General features: G+C 68.5%; 18 protein-coding genes. 9 read left to right on the forward strand and 9 right to left on the reverse strand.

Annotated features, from left to right (window positions below; genetic code table 11):
• Positions 1-254: 254 nt before the first annotated feature.
• The 4 genes from AC0KS4_RS03390 to AC0KS4_RS03405 all read right to left on the reverse strand — a co-directional run bounded on the left by AC0KS4_RS03390 (position 255) and on the right by AC0KS4_RS03405 (position 4,612).
• The gene (locus tag AC0KS4_RS03390) at positions 255-872 is read right to left on the reverse strand and encodes a TetR/AcrR family transcriptional regulator (RefSeq protein ID WP_225329622.1); all 618 of its coding nucleotides are present in this window, start codon (positions 870-872) and stop codon (positions 255-257) included.
• A 102-nt stretch (positions 873-974) separates the two neighbouring features.
• A complete protein-coding gene (locus AC0KS4_RS03395) occupies positions 975-2,759 on the reverse strand; it encodes an alpha/beta hydrolase (RefSeq protein WP_225329616.1) in 1,785 nt (594 codons plus the stop codon).
• 9 nt (positions 2,760-2,768) lie between these two features.
• A complete protein-coding gene (locus AC0KS4_RS03400; RefSeq protein WP_225329617.1) occupies positions 2,769-3,560 on the reverse strand; it encodes an enoyl-CoA hydratase in 792 nt (263 codons plus the stop codon).
• 14 nt (positions 3,561-3,574) lie between these two features.
• Positions 3,575-4,612, reverse strand: coding sequence for an enoyl-CoA hydratase/isomerase family protein (locus tag AC0KS4_RS03405; RefSeq protein WP_225329618.1), 1,038 nt, complete (start codon positions 4,610-4,612; stop codon positions 3,575-3,577).
• A gap of 223 nt (positions 4,613-4,835) precedes the next feature.
• On the opposite strand from AC0KS4_RS03405, the gene AC0KS4_RS03410 reads away from it, so the two are divergent.
• Complete coding sequence (locus AC0KS4_RS03410; RefSeq protein WP_225329619.1) at positions 4,836-5,687, forward strand: Bax inhibitor-1/YccA family protein; 852 nt, start codon at positions 4,836-4,838, stop codon at positions 5,685-5,687.
• A 127-nt stretch (positions 5,688-5,814) separates the two neighbouring features.
• Here the strand turns inward: AC0KS4_RS03410 and AC0KS4_RS03415 are convergent, their stop codons facing one another.
• Both AC0KS4_RS03415 and AC0KS4_RS03420 read right to left on the reverse strand, forming a co-directional pair.
• The gene (locus AC0KS4_RS03415) at positions 5,815-7,032 is read right to left on the reverse strand and encodes an acetyl-CoA C-acetyltransferase (RefSeq protein ID WP_225330498.1); all 1,218 of its coding nucleotides are present in this window, start codon (positions 7,030-7,032) and stop codon (positions 5,815-5,817) included.
• A gap of 93 nt (positions 7,033-7,125) precedes the next feature.
• Positions 7,126-8,088: an SGNH/GDSL hydrolase family protein gene (locus tag AC0KS4_RS03420; RefSeq protein ID WP_238958389.1), complete on the reverse strand. Its 963-nt coding sequence runs from the start codon at positions 8,086-8,088 to the stop codon at positions 7,126-7,128.
• Positions 8,089-8,333: 245 nt separating this feature from the next.
• On the opposite strand from AC0KS4_RS03420, the gene AC0KS4_RS03425 reads away from it, so the two are divergent.
• The 4 genes from AC0KS4_RS03425 (at position 8,334) to AC0KS4_RS03440 (ending at position 12,898) form a co-directional block, all read left to right on the forward strand.
• Entirely contained in the window at positions 8,334-9,401 is a 1,068-nt protein-coding gene (locus AC0KS4_RS03425) for an alpha/beta hydrolase (RefSeq protein ID WP_238958202.1), read from the forward strand.
• A gap of 65 nt (positions 9,402-9,466) precedes the next feature.
• Positions 9,467-10,873, forward strand: coding sequence for a cystathionine beta-synthase (locus AC0KS4_RS03430; RefSeq protein ID WP_238958201.1), 1,407 nt, complete (start codon positions 9,467-9,469; stop codon positions 10,871-10,873).
• A gap of 103 nt (positions 10,874-10,976) precedes the next feature.
• Positions 10,977-11,720, forward strand: a complete 744-nt coding sequence (locus AC0KS4_RS03435) for an RDD family protein (protein WP_238958200.1) — start codon at positions 10,977-10,979, stop codon at positions 11,718-11,720.
• 11 nt (positions 11,721-11,731) lie between these two features.
• Positions 11,732-12,898: a cystathionine gamma-synthase gene (locus AC0KS4_RS03440; protein WP_238958199.1), complete on the forward strand. Its 1,167-nt coding sequence runs from the start codon at positions 11,732-11,734 to the stop codon at positions 12,896-12,898.
• 74 nt (positions 12,899-12,972) lie between these two features.
• On the opposite strand, the gene greA is transcribed toward AC0KS4_RS03440, so the two are convergent.
• A complete protein-coding gene (gene greA / locus AC0KS4_RS03445) occupies positions 12,973-13,467 on the reverse strand; it encodes a transcription elongation factor GreA (protein WP_007168983.1) in 495 nt (164 codons plus the stop codon).
• Between the two features lie 218 nt (positions 13,468-13,685).
• Entirely contained in the window at positions 13,686-14,120 is a 435-nt protein-coding gene (locus AC0KS4_RS03450; RefSeq protein WP_238958198.1) for a DUF4307 domain-containing protein, read from the reverse strand.
• 112 nt (positions 14,121-14,232) lie between these two features.
• Here AC0KS4_RS03450 and mca point away from each other — a divergent pair, with 112 nt between their 5' ends.
• The 4 genes from mca to AC0KS4_RS03470 all read left to right on the forward strand — a co-directional run bounded on the left by mca (position 14,233) and on the right by AC0KS4_RS03470 (position 17,878).
• Positions 14,233-15,105, forward strand: coding sequence for a mycothiol conjugate amidase Mca (gene mca, locus AC0KS4_RS03455; protein WP_225330492.1), 873 nt, complete (start codon positions 14,233-14,235; stop codon positions 15,103-15,105).
• Positions 15,102-15,416 (forward strand): hypothetical protein, encoded by a 315-nt coding sequence (locus AC0KS4_RS03460; RefSeq protein WP_225330491.1) that lies wholly within the window; start codon positions 15,102-15,104, stop codon positions 15,414-15,416. The genes mca and AC0KS4_RS03460 overlap by 4 nt, the downstream gene beginning before the upstream one ends.
• Positions 15,403-17,418 (forward strand): thioredoxin domain-containing protein, encoded by a 2,016-nt coding sequence (locus tag AC0KS4_RS03465; protein ID WP_238958197.1) that lies wholly within the window; start codon positions 15,403-15,405, stop codon positions 17,416-17,418. The genes AC0KS4_RS03460 and AC0KS4_RS03465 overlap by 14 nt, the downstream gene beginning before the upstream one ends.
• Before the next feature lie 76 nt (positions 17,419-17,494).
• Positions 17,495-17,878 carry a nuclear transport factor 2 family protein gene (locus AC0KS4_RS03470; RefSeq protein WP_225328074.1) on the forward strand — a complete coding sequence of 128 codons (384 nt, stop codon included), beginning with the start codon at positions 17,495-17,497 and terminating at the stop codon, positions 17,876-17,878.
• A 7-nt stretch (positions 17,879-17,885) separates the two neighbouring features.
• On the opposite strand, the gene trhA is transcribed toward AC0KS4_RS03470, so the two are convergent.
• A complete protein-coding gene (gene trhA / locus AC0KS4_RS03475) occupies positions 17,886-18,659 on the reverse strand; it encodes a PAQR family membrane homeostasis protein TrhA (RefSeq protein ID WP_225328075.1) in 774 nt (257 codons plus the stop codon).
• Positions 18,660-18,813: the final 154 nt, after the last annotated feature.

The following is an 18,813-nucleotide window of genomic DNA, read 5'->3' on the forward strand; positions in this document are numbered from 1 at the left end:
ACGCGCGAAACTAGTTAACGGCAACCCCGACGGGTGATTCGACACCGGCCGCGGGAACGCATGCGGTCGCGGTTACAGCGGTGATGGCGAGGACCGTCGCGACAACGATTTTCGCGGCCAAGCGTGACATGAGGACTCCGTTCGTCGGCCCCCTGGCAGAACTGTAGAGGGACCGCTGGCAAATTTCAATAGTGATTGAATTAGCGGGATGGTTCGTGTGGCATGTCGGCGTGACCGCAGAGTTTCTCGGCGGGTTATCGCGACGCCAGGTGTAGCCCCAGCTCGTCGGCGGGCGCGGTGAGGAATCGATGCACTGCTGGCCCCACCAATCCGACCACCTCATCGACCGCGAGCTCTGACAGTGGCGGCACACGCATGACGTACCGCAGCATTCCAGTGCCGACGAGGTTGGTCGCCGCCAGCGTCGCCCGCAGACGCGCCTCATCTCCACCGCCCAGAGCGCCGGACACCGCGCTGAGCAGATAGTCGTGCAGGAACCCGCGAAACGCGTCGTTGGCGTCGCCGTTCGACGTCGCCGACTGCACCATCGACGCCATGCTCGCGGCCGTGTCGGGCTGCTCCCAGATGCCAAGGTAGGCCCGCACTACGCGGCAGCCCAGATCGTCGTCTTTCTGCGCGATCTCACTCGTCAGCAGGTCAGACGGCAGCACCAACTTCATCGACTCGCGAAACAACGCCGCCTTGGAGCCGAAGAGATAGAGCACCATCGAGGGATCTACCCGCGCATCGTCGGCGATCGCGCGCAGCGTCGTCTTGTCGTAACCATGCGCGGCGAACTGCCGCTTCGCCGCGCGAAGGACCGCGTCGCGCGATACCGGTTCGCCTTGGCGTCTACCGCGCCGCTTCTGCATTTCCCCAGGTGGCGACACGTGCGAACGATATCATTTCAACAGTTAGTGAAAAGGCTGGCCGACGCCTGAGCCGACGTCCCTGCCGGTTCCCGGCCCACCCGGCTAGTCGCCGGCGTGCAGCAGCGGCCGCAGCCGGGCCGTCTTCTCCGGCGTCCACCCGGGCGGCGACAGCACCGCCGCCCACCCGTCGGCGACGTCGGCGACGTAGCGGTGGCCGTGGCCGTCGGGGACGTCCACCGCGACGGCCATGTCGGCCGACACCTGTAGGAATGTGACGACCGGGATCCAGCGCGTCTGGGGCAGCACGTCATAGCCGCGCCGCTCGCGCAACCAGTCGGGCTTGCTGAACACCAGGTCCGGGGTCCACCAGGCGATCGGGTCCGAGGCGTGCTGCAGATAGACCACCCGCGGGTGGTCCCACGGTTCCTTGGGGCGCGCCAGGTTGCCCGCGCGGGCCACGAAGCGGACGTAGCGGCCGTCGTCGTAGATCGGCAGCCACTCGGGGGAGCCGGGGTCACGCGTCGAGGTCAGATCGGTCCAGATGGTGTTTTGGAACGTCGGCCCGCTGAACAGGGCGCCGTCGGTGCGGGCGAGCACGTTGTTCAGGCTCATGAAGGACGCCTCGCCGCCGAACGAGCCGAGGCTCTCACCGAACACCACCAGCTTGGGGCGTTGCCCTTCCGGCATCTGCCGGATCAGGCGGTCGACGGCCTCGAACAGCGCCTGGCCGGCGTGCCGGGCGTTCTCCTTGTCCACCAGAAACGACAGCCAGCTCGGCAGGAACGAATACTGCATGGTGACGATCGCGGTGTTGCCGTTGTACATGTACTCGAGCGCGCTGGCCTCCGCCTCGTTGATCCAGCCGGTGCCGGTGGTGGTCGCGACCGCGACGACGGCGCGCCGCAGCCCGCCGGTGCGCTGCAGCTCGCGCGCGGTGAGCTCGGCGGTCGCGGTGATGCCGTCGGCGGAGTTCAGCCCGGCGTAGGCGCGGATCGGTTCGGTCGCCGGGGCGCCGTTGAACTTGGTCAGGTCGTCGAGCTTGGGACCGCCCTCGATGAAGACGCGCCCTTGATGGCCAAGGGATTCCCATGACACCAGCGACTCGGGACCGCCGGAACGCAGCGGGGTCTTCGGCGGCGCGCTGTCCGGGTTCATCTCGTTGTTGGTCGCGGCGAAGGTGTTGTTCATGGTGCGCATCGCGAACTTGAGCACGACGCCGTTGAGCACGGTGATGGTCAGCACGACCAATACGACGACCACGATGGTTGCCGAGAGCCGAAACGGTACGAACCGGTCCACCTGATTGACCAGGAAGCGGACCAACCACCGGGTGAACTGACCTATCTCGACCGCCGTGAACAGCACGACCAGCGATAAGACTCCCGACAGCGGGTAGTCGTACCACTGCAGGTGCGCTACGCCCATCAGGTCGCGCACGTCGTCCTGCCACACGTGGAACCAGATCGCCATGAGTACCTGGCCGACCACGCCGATCGGGATCAAGACCTTCCATGCCCAGCGCGGCGGCGGCGGGCTGTCATCCTTTTCCCGCATGAACCGCACCAACCAGACCGAAAAGACGCCCAGCCCATAGCCGATGGCGCCGGAGAGCCCGCTGACCAGCCCCTGGAACAACGGGCCGCGCGGCAGCAGCGAGGGGGTCAGCGAAAGCCAGATGAAGATCAGGCCGACCGTGGTGCCGGTGAACGTGTAATGTCGTACCCACCAAGGCTTTTCGGTCCACGGCAGGGTGGGCGCGGCGCGCCCGGCCCGCGGTGCGGGCGCCGGTACGGGTGCGGCTTCGGGGCCGGCGCTCGCCGACTCCTCGGCGTCGTCCGCCGGCAAGGCGGCGGCGTCGATGTTCGTCGCGGAGCCCGGTTCGCTCATGGAGGCGTCCTAGCGGTGGGTGAAGTTCGGCGCGCGCTTCTCGACGAAGGCCGCCATCCCCTCGGACTGGTCCTCGGTCGCGAAGGTCGAGTGGAACAGCCTGCGCTCGTAGAGAAGTCCCTCGGCCAGCGTGGATTCGAACGCACGGTTGACGGCCTCTTTGGCCATCCTGGCCGCCGACCGCGACATCCGCGAAATGGTGGTCGCGACGGCCTTGGCCTCGGTCAGCAGGTCGTCGGCGGGCACCACGCGCGAAACCAGGCCGCTGCGTTCGGCTTCGGCCGCGTCGATGGTGCGCCCGGTCAGGATGAGGTCCATGGCCTTGGCCTTGCCGATGGCGCGGGTCAGGCGCTGCGAGCCGCCCATGCCGGGCAGCACACCGAGTTTGATCTCGGGCTGGCCGAATTTCGCTGTGTCGGCGGCGATCAGCACGTCGCACATCATGGCCAGTTCGCAGCCGCCGCCCAGCGCGTGCCCGGCCACGGCGGCGATCGTCGGGGTGCGGACGTCGGCGAGTTTGCCCCAGGGGGCGAAGAAGTCGGCGCCGAAGGCATCGGCGAACGTCAGGTCGGCCATCTCCTTGATGTCGGCGCCGGCGGCGAACGCCTTGGCCGAGCCGGTGATGATGATGGCCCCGATGCCGGGGTCGTCATCGAAATCCGCTGCCGCACTGGTGACCTCGTTCATCACCTGGGTATTCAGCGCGTTGAGGGCCTTCGGCCGGTTCAGGGTGATGATGCCGACACGCTCATCGCGCTCGACGAGGATGGTCTCGTAGTTCTTGGAGGGTGCGCCCGTCATTCCAAACCGCCTTTCTAGAAACTCAGGTCGTCGTCGACCGGGGCGAAGTACGCCTCGACGTCGGCTGCCGTGACGGCGGCCAGCTGCGCCGGCGACCACGTCGGATTGCGATCCTTGTCGATCAGCTGGGCGCGAATGCCCTCGACCAGGTCGTGTGAGCGCAACGACGCCGAGGACACCCGATAGTCCTGAACGAGAACGTCTTTGAGCGTTTGCAGCTTGGCCGCGCGGCGTACCGCCTCCAGCGTCACCGACAACGCGATGGGGGAGCGGGTGGCGATCAGGTTGGCGGCATCGTTCGCCGGGCCCGCGTCGTGGCCCCGAAGGGCCGCGACGATGTCCTCCACGGTGTCACGCGCGAAGCAGTCGTCGATCCAATCACGTTGTGCCGCAAGTTCGCTCGGTGGCGGTTCGACGGTGTATTTGGCGAGCGCGTTCTCGACGCCGTCGCTGACGATGGCCCGGCGGAACGCCTCGACGTCCCCGTGCGGCAGGTAGTGGTCGGCGAAGCCCATGGCGATGGCGTCGGCTCCGGAAAACGGCGCCCCGGTCAGCGCGGCGTGCAGGCCCAGCCCGCCGGGCGCGCGCGAGAGCAGGTAAACCCCGCCGACGTCCGGGATGAAGCCGATGCCGACCTCCGGCATGGCGATCTTGGAGGTGTCGGTCACCACCCGGGTGTTCGCGTGCGCGCTGACGCCCACGCCGCCACCCATCACGATGCCGTCCATCACCGCGACGTACGGCTTGGGGAACTCCGCGATGCGGGCGTTGAGCAGATATTCGTCGCGCCAGAAGCGTCGCGCCTCGACGCCGTCCTTGCGTGCGCTGTGGTAGATCGACACCACGTCGCCGCCCGCGCACAGTCCGCGTTCACCGGCGCCGGACAGCACCACCGCGCGCACCGCGTCGTCGTCCGCCCAGCCGGTGAGGATGGCGGTTAGATCGTCCACCATCTGCTGGTTCAGCGAGTTGATCGCCTTGGGGCGGTTGAGCGTGATCAAGCCGACGCTCCCGTCAACCTCGGTGAGAACCTCATCGGATCCGTCGGTCACGCAGCCTCCCTCGAGCCGGTCCAGCCTCGAGGAAGAAATCTAGATCGTCGCGACCGGCCCGGTATGCGCGGGTAAGGGTTATCTTTAACGCGACGGCAACGGCGTAGGCCTTCCTAGGCGCTAGACCTCCACAAAATGCCCAGCTCGGCTGGGAACCAGCGTGGGCCGCTGATCGTTGAGAGTGTGTTCGCACAGCTCGAAGCCAATAAGAGAGGATCCGACGGTGCGGGAGACAAGCAACCCGGTATTTCGTTCGCTGCCTAAGCAGAGGGGCGGATACGCGCAATTCGGCACTGGCGCGGCCCCCATGCAGGGCTACCAGGCCGACCCCTATGCGGCTCCCTACCAGGCTCCGTACCAGGAGACCAGGGCTTCGCGTCCGCTGACCATCGACGACGTCGTCACCAAGACCGGCATCACGCTGGCCGTGCTGGCGGCCACGGCCGTGGTCTCCTACTTCTTGGTGGTGTCGAACCTCGCGCTCGCGATGCCGCTGACCATGATCGGCGCGCTGGGCGGGCTGGGCCTGGTGCTGGTCGCGACCTTCGGTCGCAAGCAGGACAGCCCGGCGATCGTGCTCAGCTACGCCGTCCTCGAGGGCCTGTTCCTGGGCGCGATTTCGTTCGTGTTCGCCCACTTCTCGGTGTCGAACGCCAACGCCGGCGTCCTGATCGGGGAGGCCGTGATGGGCACCTTCGGGGTGTTCTTCGGCATGTTGGTGGTCTACAAGACCGGTGCCATTCGGGTCACGCCCAAGTTCACCCGCATGGTGGTCGCCGCGCTGTTCGGCGTGCTGGCCCTGATGCTGGGCAACTTCGTGCTGGCCCTGTTCGGTGTCGGCGGCGGCGCCGGCCTGGGCCTGCGCAGCGGCGGCCCGCTGGCGATCATCTTCTCGCTGGTGTTAATCGGCATCGCGGCGTTCAGCTTCCTGATCGACTTCGACGCGGCCGACCAGATGGTCCGCGCCGGTGCACCGGACAAGGCGGCGTGGGGCATCGCGCTGGGCCTGACCGTCACGCTGGTCTGGCTGTACCTCGAGATCCTGCGTCTGCTCAGCTATCTACAAAACGATTAGCTCTGCCACACAAAAAACCGGCACGCCGATGGGCGTGCCGGTTTTTTGTGCGCGAGAGTGCAACTGTCGACGCCTGCACTCGGTCGGAAAACGAGTCGCTAGTTGCACTCTCGCGAGTGTGAACGGCTCAGCTCAGTCGCTCGATCACCATCGCCATGCCTTGGCCGCCGCCGACGCACATGGTCTCCAGACCGAACGTCTTGTCGTGCGTCTGCAGGTTGTTGAGCAGCGTGGTGGCGATGCGGGCGCCGGTCATGCCGAACGGGTGGCCCAGCGCGATCGCTCCACCGGACACGTTCAGCTTGTCCTCGTCGATGCCCAGCTCGCGGGCCGAACCCAGCACCTGGACGGCGAACGCCTCGTTGATCTCGAACAGGTCGATGTCGCCGACGGACAGCTTGGCCCGCGCCAGCGCCTTCTTGGTCGCCTCGATCGGGCCCAGGCCCATGATCTCCGGCGAAAGGCCGCTGACCCCGGTGGACACGATCCGCGCCAGCGGCGTGAGGCCGAGCTCCTTGGCCTTGGTGTCGCTGGTGATCACCACCGCGGCCGCGCCGTCGTTGAGCGGGCAGGCGTTGCCGGCCGTCACGGTGCCGTTGGGCCGGAACACCGGCTTGAGCTGGCTGATCTTCTCGTACGTGGTGCCGGGGCGGGGGCCGTCATCGGTGCTCACCGTGGTGCCGTCGGGCAGGGTCACCGGGGCGATCTCCCGCTCGAAGAACCCGCTCTTGATCGCTTCCTCGGCGCGGTTCTGGCTGCGCACTCCCCAGTGGTCCTGGTCTTCGCGGCTGATGCCGGTCAGCAGGGCGACGTTTTCGGCGGTCTGCCCCATGGCGATGTAGACGTCGGGCAGGTTGTTGTCGGCGCGGGGGTCGTGCCACTCGTCGGCGCCTTCGGCCGCGGCGGCGGAGCGCTCCTGGGCCTCACCGAACAGCGAGTTCTTGGTGTCCGGCCACGAGTCGGCGCTGCCCTTGGCGAAGCGGGACACGGTTTCCACGCCCGCCGAGATGAACGCGTCGCCCTCACCGGCCTTGATCGCGTGGAACGCCATCCGGGAGGTCTGCAGCGACGACGAGCAGTACCGGTTGACGGTGGTGCCCGGCAGGAAGTCGAAACCGAGCTCCACGGCGATGACCCGCGCCAGGTTGTAGCCGGATTCGCCGGCGGGCTGCCCGCAGCCCAGGATCAGGTCGTCGATCTGGTGCGGGTTCAGGGCGGGCACCTTGTCCAGCGCGGCCCGCACGATCTGGACGGTCAGGTCGTCGGGGCGCATGTTGACCAGCGACCCCTTCATCGCGCGGCCGATCGGCGAGCGAGCAGTTGAGACAATGACGGCTTCAGGCATGGTGGTTCCCTTCAGATCCCTGCAGATCCCACAGATGTGGCTGGCTCGCTTCACCATCGGGCGGCGGGTCCACCCCGACGGGCGAAGACAAATCTAGTCGCTGCCGACCTCGGGGCACGAAGACGGGGCAGGTCCGGGTGCCGGACGCCGCCACAGCCGCGACATCACGCTGGCCCGCGTGTGGCGCTGCCCGAGCACCGGCGTCGCCGGCGCGGCCAGCGGGCTCAGCGGCGGGCGCTCCACCTCCTCGCCCAGCGCGTCGCACAGGGCGAGCAGCAGCGCGTCGGCGGCCAGCGCGTAGGCGGGCGCCGACGGGTGGAAGCCGTCGGCGGAGAACATCGCGTCGGGTGTGGCCCGGAATTGCGGTGCCATCAGCTGCGCCAGCGGCACCGGCACGCCGCCGGCCGAGCGGACCGCCGCGGTCTGGGCGCGGGCAAGCTGCAGGCAACGCTCGTGCGCCAGCGAACGCAGTGGTTGCGGAATGGCGCTGATGAACCCCAGATCCGGGCAGGTGCCGACGATCACCACCGCGCCCCGGGCGCGCAGCTTGCGGACGACCAACGCCAGCCGTTGCGCCGACTGGCTGACCCCGTTCAGCGCGGTCACGTCGTTGGCGCCGACCATGACGACCGCCACGTCCGGCGGCGGGCCGGCCACGAACATCGCGTCGACTTGGCCACACACGCCCTTCGAGGTGGCGCCCACGATGGCCTTGGTGCTCAGCCGGATTCGCTTCCCGGTCTGCTCGGCCAGGCCCCGCGCGATCCGCACCCCCGGGACCTCCTCGGCGCTCATGCAGCCGTAGCCGGCGGCGGTCGAATCGCCGAAGATCATCAGGTGCAGGTCGGCCGCCATGCCGCGGCGCCACCGTTCCACCGGCCCGCCGCCACGCGCGTACACACCGTCGGCGCGGGGCGGGATGTCCCACGCCTTCGGGATGATGGTGCGCGCGTGGGATGCCTGGCCGACCAACAGACTGCGCGCCCCCAGGTAGGCGGTTCCTGTCGAGGCCAGCGCGCCCGCTGTGGCCAGGGCGATCGCCGAACGGCGTGGCACCCGAATGGTCACCCTTTCAAGTTTAGGGCCGCTCCGGAGTTTGCGCGGTCGCTGCGAAAAAACGAAGTGATCACGGTGCGAAGCAAAACTGGTATCAAATCAGCAATTTCATACGTTGCACTAAGCAATGGCTGTCAAGCTGGGAACAAGGGGATGGCTGAGCGCTATGGCAAACGTCTGAACCAGACGCTCGGCTGCCTCGTCACATGCTGTACCGCACTACAACGGCGTAGGAGGTTTTGAGCATGACCGCACCTAGCAAGGTATCGGGGTCGCCCGAGACCACCGCTCGCGCCCATGATGTCCTCAGAGCCCGTCGCGCCCAGACGCGCAAATTCGCGATCAGCGACGGCGCGCCGGTCGAGGTCCTCGAATCCGGTCCCAGCGTTGCTGCGCGACTGGCCAACCTGACGTCACGCCTGACGATCCGGCCGATTCTGACCGTCGGCAGCCACGTCCCCAACCTGCCCTGGCCGTGGGGTCTCATCGACCTCACCGCCCGGGTGCTGATCCCGGCGTCGGCCACCGTCCGCGACACGGTGACGTTGCCGCACGCGTCGGCGCAGCTGGTGCGCGCGCCCGGGGTGCTTCCCGCCGACGGCAGCCGCCGGATCGTCGTTTATCTCCACGGCGGGGCGTTCCTGACCTGTGGGGCGAACTCCCACGGCAGGCTCGTCGAAGCCCTCTCCAAGTTCGCCGATTCACCCGTCTTGGTGGTCAATTACCGCCTGCTGCCCAAGAATTCGGTCGGCATGGCGATCCAGGACTGCCACGACGCCTACCGGTGGTTGCGGCTGCGCGGCTACCAACCCGACCAGATCGTGCTGGCCGGCGACTCCGCGGGCGGCTACCTGGCGCTCACACTGGCGCAGCGCCTGCAGGAGGAAGAGGAAGTGCCCGCGGCACTGGTGGCGATCTCGCCGCTGCTGCAGCTGGCGAAGGAACCCAAGCAGGCCCACCCCAACATCGACACCGACGCGATGTTCTCCGCCGGGGCGTTCGACGCCCTCGCCGCGCTGGTTGCCGGCGCGGCCGGGAAGAACAACGTCAATGGCAAGCCCGAAGAGATCTACGAGCCGCTCGATCACATCAAACCGGGCCTGCCGCGCACGCTGATTCACGTGTCGGGCTCGGAGGTGTTGCTGCACGATGCGCGGTTGGCGGCGAGCAGGCTGGCCGCGGTCGGCGTGCCGGCCGAGGTGCGGGTGTGGCCCGGGCAGATCCACGACTTCCAGCTGGCCGCACCGATGGTGCCGGAGGCCATCCGCTCGCTGCGCCAGATCGGTGACTACATCCGCGAGGCCACCGAATAGCGCCGCCGCACCAAACTCGCGGCGCAGTTGTGCGCCGCGTGAAACCGCCTGAGACGATGTGACGCATGCGGATCGCGCAGCACATCAGTGACCTCATCGGCGGCACGCCGCTGGTGCGCCTGAACTCCGTCGTTCCCGACGGTGCCGGCATCGTGGCGGCCAAGGTCGAATACCTCAACCCCGGCGGCAGCTCGAAGGACCGCATCGCGGTGAAGATGATCGACGCCGCCGAGGCCAGCGGGCAGCTGCGGCCCGGTGGCACCATCGTCGAACCCACGTCGGGCAACACCGGCGTCGGGCTGGCCCTGGTCGCGCAGCACCGCGGGTACAAGTGCGTGTTCGTCTGCCCCGACAAGGTCAGCGAGGACAAGCGCAACGTGCTGATCGCCTACGGCGCCGAGGTCGTGGTGTGCCCGACGGCGGTGCCACCCGAGCACCCGGACAGCTACTACAGCGTCTCCGACCGGCTGGTCACCGAAATCGACGGCGCGTGGAAACCGGACCAGTACGCCAACCCGGAGGGCCCGGCCAGCCACTACGCCAGCACCGGCCCGGAGATCTGGGCCGACACCGACGGCAAGGTCACCCATTTCGTCGCCGGCATCGGCACCGGCGGCACGATCACCGGCGCGGGCCGCTACCTCAAAGAGATATCGAACGGGGCCGTGCGCATCATCGGCGCCGACCCCGAGGGGTCGGTGTATTCGGGCGGCACCGGCCGGCCGTACCTGGTCGAGGGCGTCGGCGAGGACTTCTGGCCGCAGGCCTACGACCGCACGGTGCCCGACGAGATCATCGCGGTGTCCGACTCCGACTCGTTCGACATGACCCGGCGCCTGGCCCGCGAGGAAGCGATGCTGGTCGGCGGGTCATGCGGGATGGCCGTGGTCGCCGCGCTGCGGGTCGCCGAGGAAGCCGGACCGGACTCGCTCGTCGTGGTGCTGCTGCCCGACGGCGGGCGGGGCTACATGTCGAAGATCTTCAACGACGCCTGGATGTCGTCATACGGGTTCCTGCGCAGCCGCCTCGACGGGTCGACCGAGCAGTCCAGGGTCGGCGACGTGCTGCGCCGCAAGTCCGGCGCGCTGCCCGACCTGGTGCACACCCACCCGTCGGAAACGGTGCGTGACGCCATCGGCATCCTGCGCGAGTACGGGGTGTCCCAGATGCCGGTGGTCGGCGCCGAGCCGCCGGTGATGGCGGGGGAGGTCGCCGGCAGCGTCTCCGAACGCGAACTGCTGTCGGCCGTGTTCGAGGGTCGCGCGAAACTGGCCGACGCGGTCGCCCAGCACATGAGTCCGCCGCTGCCGATGATCGGCGCGGGGGAGTTGGTCAGCGCGGCGGGCACGGCGTTGCGCGACTGGGACGCGTTGATGGTGGTCGAGGAGGGCAAACCGGTGGGCGTGATCACCCGCTATGACCTGCTGGGCTTCCTCTCCGACGGGCCTCGCGGACTGAGTGGGCGCCGGTAGCGACCGGCTGGTGTGCGTCTCGCCCGTCCGTGAAACGCTCAGGTACGGTAATTCGGCCAGTCCAGCTAGAGACGTCCAGCTGTTCCGCAGTGGAAGGTTGCCCATGACTGATCAACCGCCGCCCGGCGGCGCTTACCCGCCGCCTCCCTCCTCGCCCGGCCCCTCCGGTGGGCAGCAGCCGCCGTCCGGTGGCCAGGAGTTCCCGCCCCCGCCGTCGGCGCCCGCCGGCGGGTCCTATCCCCCGCCGCCACCCGTCCCTCCGGCGCCCGGGGGGTCCTACCCGCCGCCGCCACCGTCGTCCGGCGGATACGCGCCGCCACCGCCGGGCCCGGCGATCCGCACCTTGCCGACGCAGGACTACACGCCGTGGCTCACCCGCGCACTGGCCTTCATCATCGACATCCTCCCGTACGTCGTCGTGCACGGCATCGGCACCGCGATCCTGCTCGCCACGCAGCAGACGGCCTGCATCACCGACGTCACGCAGTACGCCGTCAACCAGTACTGCGCCACCCAGAACTCGACCATCGGCATGGTGGCGCAGTGGCTGGCGTCGATCGTCGGGCTGTTCTACCTGATCTGGAATTACGGCTACCAGCAGGGCACGACGGGGTCGAGCGTCGGCAAATCGGTGATGAAGTTCAAGGTGGTCAGCGAGATCACCGGCCAACCCCTCGGCTTCGGCATGTCCGTGGTGCGCGCGCTGGCGCACTTCATCGACGCGGTCATCTGCTTCATCGGTTTCCTTTTCCCGCTGTGGGATTCGAAGCGTCAGACGTTGGCGGACAAGATCATGACGACGGTGTGCCTGCCGATCGACGGCGCCGAAAGGCCGCCGGTCACTTAGGCTGATCGTCGATGAGCGACGACCGCAACCGACACCCCGAGTTCACGGGGCCGGCCACCAAAGCGATTCACGCCGGCTACCGGCCGGATCCGGCGACCGGAGCTGTCAACGCCCCGATCTACGCCAGCAGCACCTTCGCCCAGGACGGCGTCGGCGCGTTGCGGGGCGGGTACGAATACGCGCGCACCGGCAACCCGACCCGGGCCGCCCTGGAGGCCGCGCTGGCCGCCGTCGAGGAGGGCGCCCACGGGCGGGCGTTCGCCTCGGGGATGGCCGCCACCGACTGCGCGCTGCGGGCAGTGCTGAGGCCGGGCGACCACGTGGTGATCCCGAATGACGCCTACGGCGGCACGTTCCGGCTGATCGACAAGGTCTTCACCCACTGGAACGTCGAATACACGCCCGTCGCGCTGCACGAGCTGGACGCCGTCGCCGCCGCGATCACGCCGCGAACCCGGATGATCTGGGTGGAAACCCCGACCAACCCGTTGCTGTCCATCGCCGATATCGCCGCCATCGCGGATCTGGGCGCGCGGCATTCGGCGAAAGTGTTGGTGGACAACACGTTTGCTTCCCCCGCGCTGCAGCAGCCGCTGACGCTGGGGGCGGACATCGTGCTGCACTCCACCACCAAATACATTGGCGGACATTCCGACGTGGTGGGCGGCGCGCTGGTCACCAACGACCGGGAGCTGGACGACGCGTTTGGTTTTCTGCAGAACGGGGCCGGCGCGGTGCCCGGCCCGTTCGACGCCTACCTGACGATGCGCGGCCTGAAGACCCTGGTGCTGCGCATGCAGCGGCACAGCGAAAACGCCACGGCCGTAGCGGAATTCCTCGCCGGCCATCCCGCGGTGAGCGCGGTGCTGTATCCCGGTCTGCCCTCGCACCCCGGGCACGAGGTCGCCGCGCGGCAGATGCGCGGGTTCGGCGGCATGGTGTCGGTGCGCATGCGGGGCGGCCGGGCAGCGGCCCGGGATCTGTGCGCCAACACCAAGGTGTTCATCCTGGCCGAATCGCTGGGTGGGGTCGAGTCGCTGATCGAGCACCCCAGCGCGATGACGCATGCGTCGACGGCGGGGTCGCAATTGGAAGTGCCCGACGACCTGGTGCGGCTGTCGGTCGGCATCGAGGACGCCGCCGACCTGCTGGCCGACCTCGAGCAGGCGCTGGCCTAGCACGCCGAGCAGAGCCAGAATCGCACGCGCTGCGCGCGTTTAGTGCGATTCTGCGTCTGCTCGCGAGAAAGCGATCAGGAGTGGTACGGCTCCGCGCTGACGAGGGTGACCTCGACGGTGTTGCCGTTGGGCACCACGTAGCTGCGGGTCTCGCCGACCTTGGCGTCGATCAGGGCGCCGCCCAGCGGTGAGTTCGGCGAGTACACCTCGAGCTTGCCGTCGTTGACGCCTTCTTGGCGGGTTGCGATGAGGAACGTCTCGGTGTCGGACTTGTCGCCGTTGTAGTAGACCTTCACCACCGATCCGGGCAGCGCCACCCCGGACTGCTTGGGCGCCTCGCCGACCTTGGCGTTGTTGAGCAGATCCTGCAGCTGGCGAATCCGGGCCTCCTGCTGGCCCTGCTCTTCGCGGGCGGCGTGGTAGCCGCCGTTTTCGCGCAGGTCGCCCTCCTCGCGGCGGTCGTTGATCTCCGCGGCGATGACCGGACGATTCGCGATCAGCTGGTCGAGCTCGGCCTTGAGTCGGTCATGTGACTCTTGGGTCAGCCAGGTCACCGAAGTGTCCGTCATCTCGTCGTGCTCCTCGTATGTTGTTCCGCGAGTTCGCGTAAGTCCTGTTGACTCCGCCGTCGAAAGCGTGCGGGTCCATCCCCGTGTGCTGCGGCGCCGATCTGCTGACGGCCGCTAATGCAGCAACACGGTCCCAACCGGAACCGTGCATTCACCCATGTTACCACCGCGCAAACAGTTGATGACTCCATATTCGCTGTTCGGGGTCGATGGCAGGGTCAGGACGGGCGCAGGTAGGCGGGCACATCGGTGCCGCAGCCATAGATGTCGGCGACCGCCGGCGGCTCGGAGGATTTGACCGTCGTCGTCACTTGCACCGTGGCCGCGTCGGACGGCGGGACCAGCAGCTCGCGCCGTCCCGTCTCGCTGCCGTCGGCGGCGCGGACCCGCACGATGCAGTCCACCGGCCGCGACGGATCCGATCGGGTCACGCTGATCGTGATCGACGCCGTCTGGTCGTCGACCACCCGGTAACCAGCCAGCGTCCCCTTGACGTCACTGGCGCCGAACCGGTGGTAACCGATCGCGGCCACGGCCAGTCCGGCCGCAACGACCAGCACACCCAGCGCGACAATCACCCATCGCCGGGGGATGCGCGACAGCCGGGAACGCCCGTAGCGGGCCTCCGGACGCGGAGCGGGGGTATCGGTCATGCCTGGTTATACCTGGTTGTGGGCTGCCTGGCACCGGCCGACAGCATGCAACGATGTGGAACTGGAATTATAGGGTCAGACCGGGCGACCACCAGAGGTGACAAGGGAGCACGTGAGCGAATTGCGGTTGATGGCGGTGCACGCCCACCCCGACGACGAGTCCAGCAAGGGCGCGGCCACCCTGGCCCGCTACGCGGACGAGGGCCATCGGGTGCTGGTGGTGACGTTGACCGGCGGTGAGCGCGGCGACATCCTCAACCCGGCGATGGATCTGCCCGAGGTGCACGGGCACATCGCCGAAATCCGCCGCGACGAGATGGCCAAGGCCGCCGAGATCCTCGGCGTGGAGCACACGTGGCTCGGGTTCGTCGACTCCGGATTGCCCAAGGGCGACCCGCCGCCGCCGCTGCCCGAGGGGTGTTTCGCGCTGGTGCCGCTGGAGGAGTCGGTCGAGGCGCTGGTGCGCGTCGTACGCGAGTTCCGCCCGCACGTGATGACCACGTACGACGAAAACGGCGGCTACCCGCATCCCGATCACATTCGCTGCCACCAGGTTTCGGTCGGCGCCTTCGAGGCGGCCGGCGACTATCGGCGTTTCCCGGACGCCGGTGAGCCGTGGACGGTGTCGAAGCTCTACTACAACCACGGCTTCCTGCGGGCCCGGATGCAGTTGCTGCACGACGAGGCCCTCAAGCACGGTCACGAACCGCCGTTCAAGAAGTGGCTCGAGCACTGGGACGCCGCGCACGACCCGTTCGAGTCCCGGGTCACCACGCGCGTCGAGTGCTCGGCCTATTTCAGCCAGCGCGACGACGCGCTGCGGGCGCACACCACGCAGATCGACCCCGACCACGACTTCTTCGCGGCTCCCATCGAATGGCAGCAACGTCTTTGGCCCACCGAGGAATTCGAGTTGGCCCGCTCGCGGGTCCCGGTCCGGCTGCCCGAGGACGACCTGTTCGCCGGGATCGAGACGGACGCGTGAACCACGTCGTTCTCCTCGCGAGCGCCGCCGGCTGGCAGGCCGACAACGCGCCGCAGCACGGGCCCGACTTCGGCAAGGCCAGCCCGGTCGGGCTGCTCATCGTCGTATTGCTGGTGATCGCCACGCTGTTCCTCATCCGGTCGATGAACCGGCAGCTGAAGAAGGTGCCGGAGTCGTTCGATCCCAAGCATCCCGAGCCGGACCAGGCCGCGGACGAGGGCACCGACGCCGTCGACCCGGGCTTTGGGCAGACCCCGGATCAGGCGGACGGATCGCCGCGACCCCCGGGATCCGGCGATGAGCCAGGCTGACCCGCCCGCCACGAACACCCTGGGGCTGGCCACCAGTCCGTATCTGCGCCAGCACGCCGACAACCCGGTGCACTGGCAGCAGTGGACACCGCAGGCGCAGGCCGACGCCGCCGCCCGCGACGTGCCGATCCTGCTGTCGGTCGGGTACGCCGCCTGTCACTGGTGCCACGTCATGGCGCACGAGTCGTTCGAAGACCCCGACGTCGCCGCCGCGATGAACGCGGGATTCGTCTGCATCAAAGTCGACCGCGAGGAACGGCCCGACATCGACGCGGTGTACATGAACGCCACGGTCGCCCTCACCGGGCAGGGCGGGTGGCCGATGACGTGTTTCCTCACGCCCGATGGGCGGCCCTTCTTCTGCGGCACCTACTATCCGAAAGATGGCTTCCTGCAACTTCTTTCGGCCGTCTCCGCCACCTGGCGGGAGCGTCGCGGTGAGGTGGAGGAGGCGTCCGACCATATCGCCGGCGAGCTGCGCAAGATGGCTCCTGGTGTTCCGGGGGAGGGCCCTGCCGTGGCGCCCGACCTGTGTGACCACGCCGTCGCCTCCCTGCTCGAGGATGAGGACACCGTGCATGGCGGGTTCGGGGGTGCACCCAAGTTCCCGCCCTCGGCGCTGCTCGAGGCGCTGCTGCGCCACCACGAACGCACCGGATCGCCGGCGGCGCTGGACGCGGTGTCGCTTGCGGGCAACGCGATGGCGCGCGGCGGCATCTACGACCAGCTCGGCGGCGGCTTCGCCCGCTACAGCGTCGACAACGCTTGGGTGGTACCGCATTTCGAGAAGATGCTGTACGACAACGCGCTGCTGCTGCGCGCCTACGCGCACTGGGCCCGGCGTACCGGCGACCCGCTGGCGCGCCGAATCACCGACCAGACCGCTCGGTTCCTGCTCGCCGACCTCGCCGACGGTCCCATGTTCACCTCGTCGCTGGACGCCGACGCCGACGGCCGCGAGGGCTCGACCTATGTGTGGACACCGGAACAGCTGAACGACGCGCTCGGTCACGACGACAGCCGTTGGGCCGCAGAGGTTTTCGCGGTCACCCCGGCCGGCACGTTCGAGCACGGTGCCTCGGTGCTGCAGCTGCCCGCCGATCCGGAGGACCCGCAGCGGGCTGAACGTGTGCGGACGGAGTTGTTGATCGCCCGGCGCGGCCGGGTCCAGCCCGGCCGCGACGACAAGGTGGTCACCTCCTGGAACGGCCTGGCGATCACCGCGTTGGCCGAGGCCAGCGTGGCGTTGGACGAACCCGAATTCGCCCACGCCGCAAGCCGTTGCGCGCGCGCGTTGGTCGACCTGCACGTCGTCGATGGGCGGTTGCGGCGCGCCAGCCTGGGCGGCGTGGTCGGCGACAGCGTCGCCATCCTCGAGGACCACGCGATGCTGTCCACCGGGCTGCTGGCGCTCTACCAGCTGACCGGCGAGGCGGCCTGGTTGACAAGGGCGACCGATCTGCTGGACACCGCGTTGGCGCACTTCGCCGATAGGGAGCGGCCCGGCCGCTGGTTCGACACCGCCGACGACGCCGAGCAGCTGATGCTCCGGCCGGCCGACCCGCTGGACGGGGCGACCCCGTCGGGCGCGTCGTCGATCACCGAGGCGCTGCTGACAGCGGCGCATCTGGTCGACGGGGAGCGCGCCGAGCGGTACCTGCGGGCGGCCGACGACGCGCTGCGCGCGCACTCGGTCCTGCTGGAGCGCGCGCCGCGCTCGGCCGGGCATTGGCTGGCCGTCGCGGAGGCCGCGGTCCGCGGACCCCTGCAGATCGCGGTGGCCTGCGACCCGTCGCGCTCACCGCTGCTCGTCGAGGCGCGGCGGCTGGCGCCCGGCGGGGCGATCGTGGTGGGCGGGGAGGTGGATTCGTCGGCGCTGCTGGCCGGGCGCGACCGGGTGGCCGGCGCCGACGCCGCTTACGTGTGTCGTGGCCGGGTCTGCGACCTGCCGGTGACCCGCGCACCCGAACTGGCCGCCGCCCTGGGTGTTTTCGACGACTGAAGCCGATGGTGGTGACCCGCTGCGCCCGGCTGCGCCGCGCTGGCGCTCACCACTGGGCCGGGTTACCCTGCCTCCCATGCCGAATGCCGCCAAGACCGAAGCGATCAGAAGCACGGTCCACCGCTACATCGAACTGGTCGCCAAGGGCAGCGCCGATGACTTGGTCGAGTTGTACGCCGACGACGCCACGGTCGAAGACCCGGTCGGCGGCGAGGTGCACATCGGGCGCCAGGCGATCCACGGCTTCTACTCCGCGGTCGACAATCTGCAGCGCGAATGCGAACTGAAGACGCTGCGCGTGTGCGGCAACGAGGCGGCCTTCCAGTTCCGGCTGACCGTGACCGCCGGCGAGCACCGGATGGTGATCGAGCCGATCGATGTCATGGTCTTCGACGGCAGCGGGAAGATCGCCGCGATGAAGGCGTACTGGTCGCCCGACGACGACGTCGCCCAAAGCTAGGCGGCGGTCAAGCTCCCAGCAGCCAAGCGTGGTCTTGCGTGTAGAAGACGGCGAACCACATGGCGATGTAGTGCAGGATCGCCGCGACCGCGGTGAAGGCGTGGAAGAACTCGTGATAGCCGAACGTCCGCGGCCACGGGTCGGGCCAGCGTAAGCCGTAGAAAATCCCGCCGACGCTGTAGAACACACCGCCCACGGCCAGCAGCACCATCGCGGCCACCCCGGCCTGGTGCAGGATCGTCGGGGCGTACCAGATCGCCACCCAGCCCAGCAGCAGGTAAAGCGGTACGCCCAGCCAGCGTGGCGCCGTCGGCCAGCACACCTTCAGCGCGATGCCCGCCAGCGCGCCGCCCCACACGATGCACAGCACCACCACTCCGGTCTCCTGCGGCATGACCAACCGCGCGAACGGCGTGTAGCTGCCGGCGATGAAGATGAAGATCATCGAGTGGTCGAGCCGCTTCATCCGGATCCGGGCCAGGTCTGACTTCCAGTGCACCCGGTGATAGGTCGCGCTGACCGCGAACAGCGCCACGGTGCACGCGGCGTAGATCAGCGTCGAATGACCGGCGCGGGGCGAGGAGGCCGCCCACGACACCGACACCAGCGTGGCGCCGGCGATGATCGCCAACCACGCCGAGTAGAAGTGGATCCAGCCGCGCAGCCGGGGTTTGCCCAAAACATTGGCGGCACCTTCTGCGAGTCGCTCGACGGTGTTGCCTGGTGCGATGGGCTCGGGTTCGCGTTCCGGATGCGGGACGGTGCGGGTCTGGCTGCTCATGTCTCCTGTGTTGTGTCTCTGCAACTGGGGACGCCGATGGCCACGGTGCCATGGGCGGGTGTAACAGCCAGAGTAGCCAGGGATGGTTACGGCGCAGTGTCGACTTCTCGGCCGGCTGCTCATATGACCGGCCGAAATTGCAAGCCGGAATCCA

Source organism: Mycobacterium sp. NTMscope_MAC_12, from assembly GCF_976985675.1.

Coding starts and splice junctions, on each gene's coding strand:
- AC0KS4_RS03390 (WP_225329622.1), bottom strand. CDS start 872: ATGCAGAAGCGGCGCGGTAGACGCCAAGGCGAACCGGTATCGCGCGAC.
- AC0KS4_RS03470 (WP_225328074.1), top strand. CDS start 17,495: ATGCCGAATGCCGCCAAGACCGAAGCGATCAGAAGCACGGTCCACCGC.
- AC0KS4_RS03395 (WP_225329616.1), bottom strand. CDS start 2,759: ATGAGCGAACCGGGCTCCGCGACGAACATCGACGCCGCCGCCTTGCCG.
- AC0KS4_RS03450 (WP_238958198.1), bottom strand. CDS start 14,120: ATGACCGATACCCCCGCTCCGCGTCCGGAGGCCCGCTACGGGCGTTCC.
- AC0KS4_RS03400 (WP_225329617.1), bottom strand. CDS start 3,560: ATGACGGGCGCACCCTCCAAGAACTACGAGACCATCCTCGTCGAGCGC.
- trhA (WP_225328075.1), bottom strand. CDS start 18,659: ATGAGCAGCCAGACCCGCACCGTCCCGCATCCGGAACGCGAACCCGAG.
- AC0KS4_RS03465 (WP_238958197.1), top strand. CDS start 15,403: ATGAGCCAGGCTGACCCGCCCGCCACGAACACCCTGGGGCTGGCCACC.
- AC0KS4_RS03425 (WP_238958202.1), top strand. CDS start 8,334: ATGACCGCACCTAGCAAGGTATCGGGGTCGCCCGAGACCACCGCTCGC.
- AC0KS4_RS03440 (WP_238958199.1), top strand. CDS start 11,732: ATGAGCGACGACCGCAACCGACACCCCGAGTTCACGGGGCCGGCCACC.
- AC0KS4_RS03415 (WP_225330498.1), bottom strand. CDS start 7,032: ATGCCTGAAGCCGTCATTGTCTCAACTGCTCGCTCGCCGATCGGCCGC.
- AC0KS4_RS03430 (WP_238958201.1), top strand. CDS start 9,467: ATGCGGATCGCGCAGCACATCAGTGACCTCATCGGCGGCACGCCGCTG.
- AC0KS4_RS03435 (WP_238958200.1), top strand. CDS start 10,977: ATGACTGATCAACCGCCGCCCGGCGGCGCTTACCCGCCGCCTCCCTCC.
- greA (WP_007168983.1), bottom strand. CDS start 13,467: ATGACGGACACTTCGGTGACCTGGCTGACCCAAGAGTCACATGACCGA.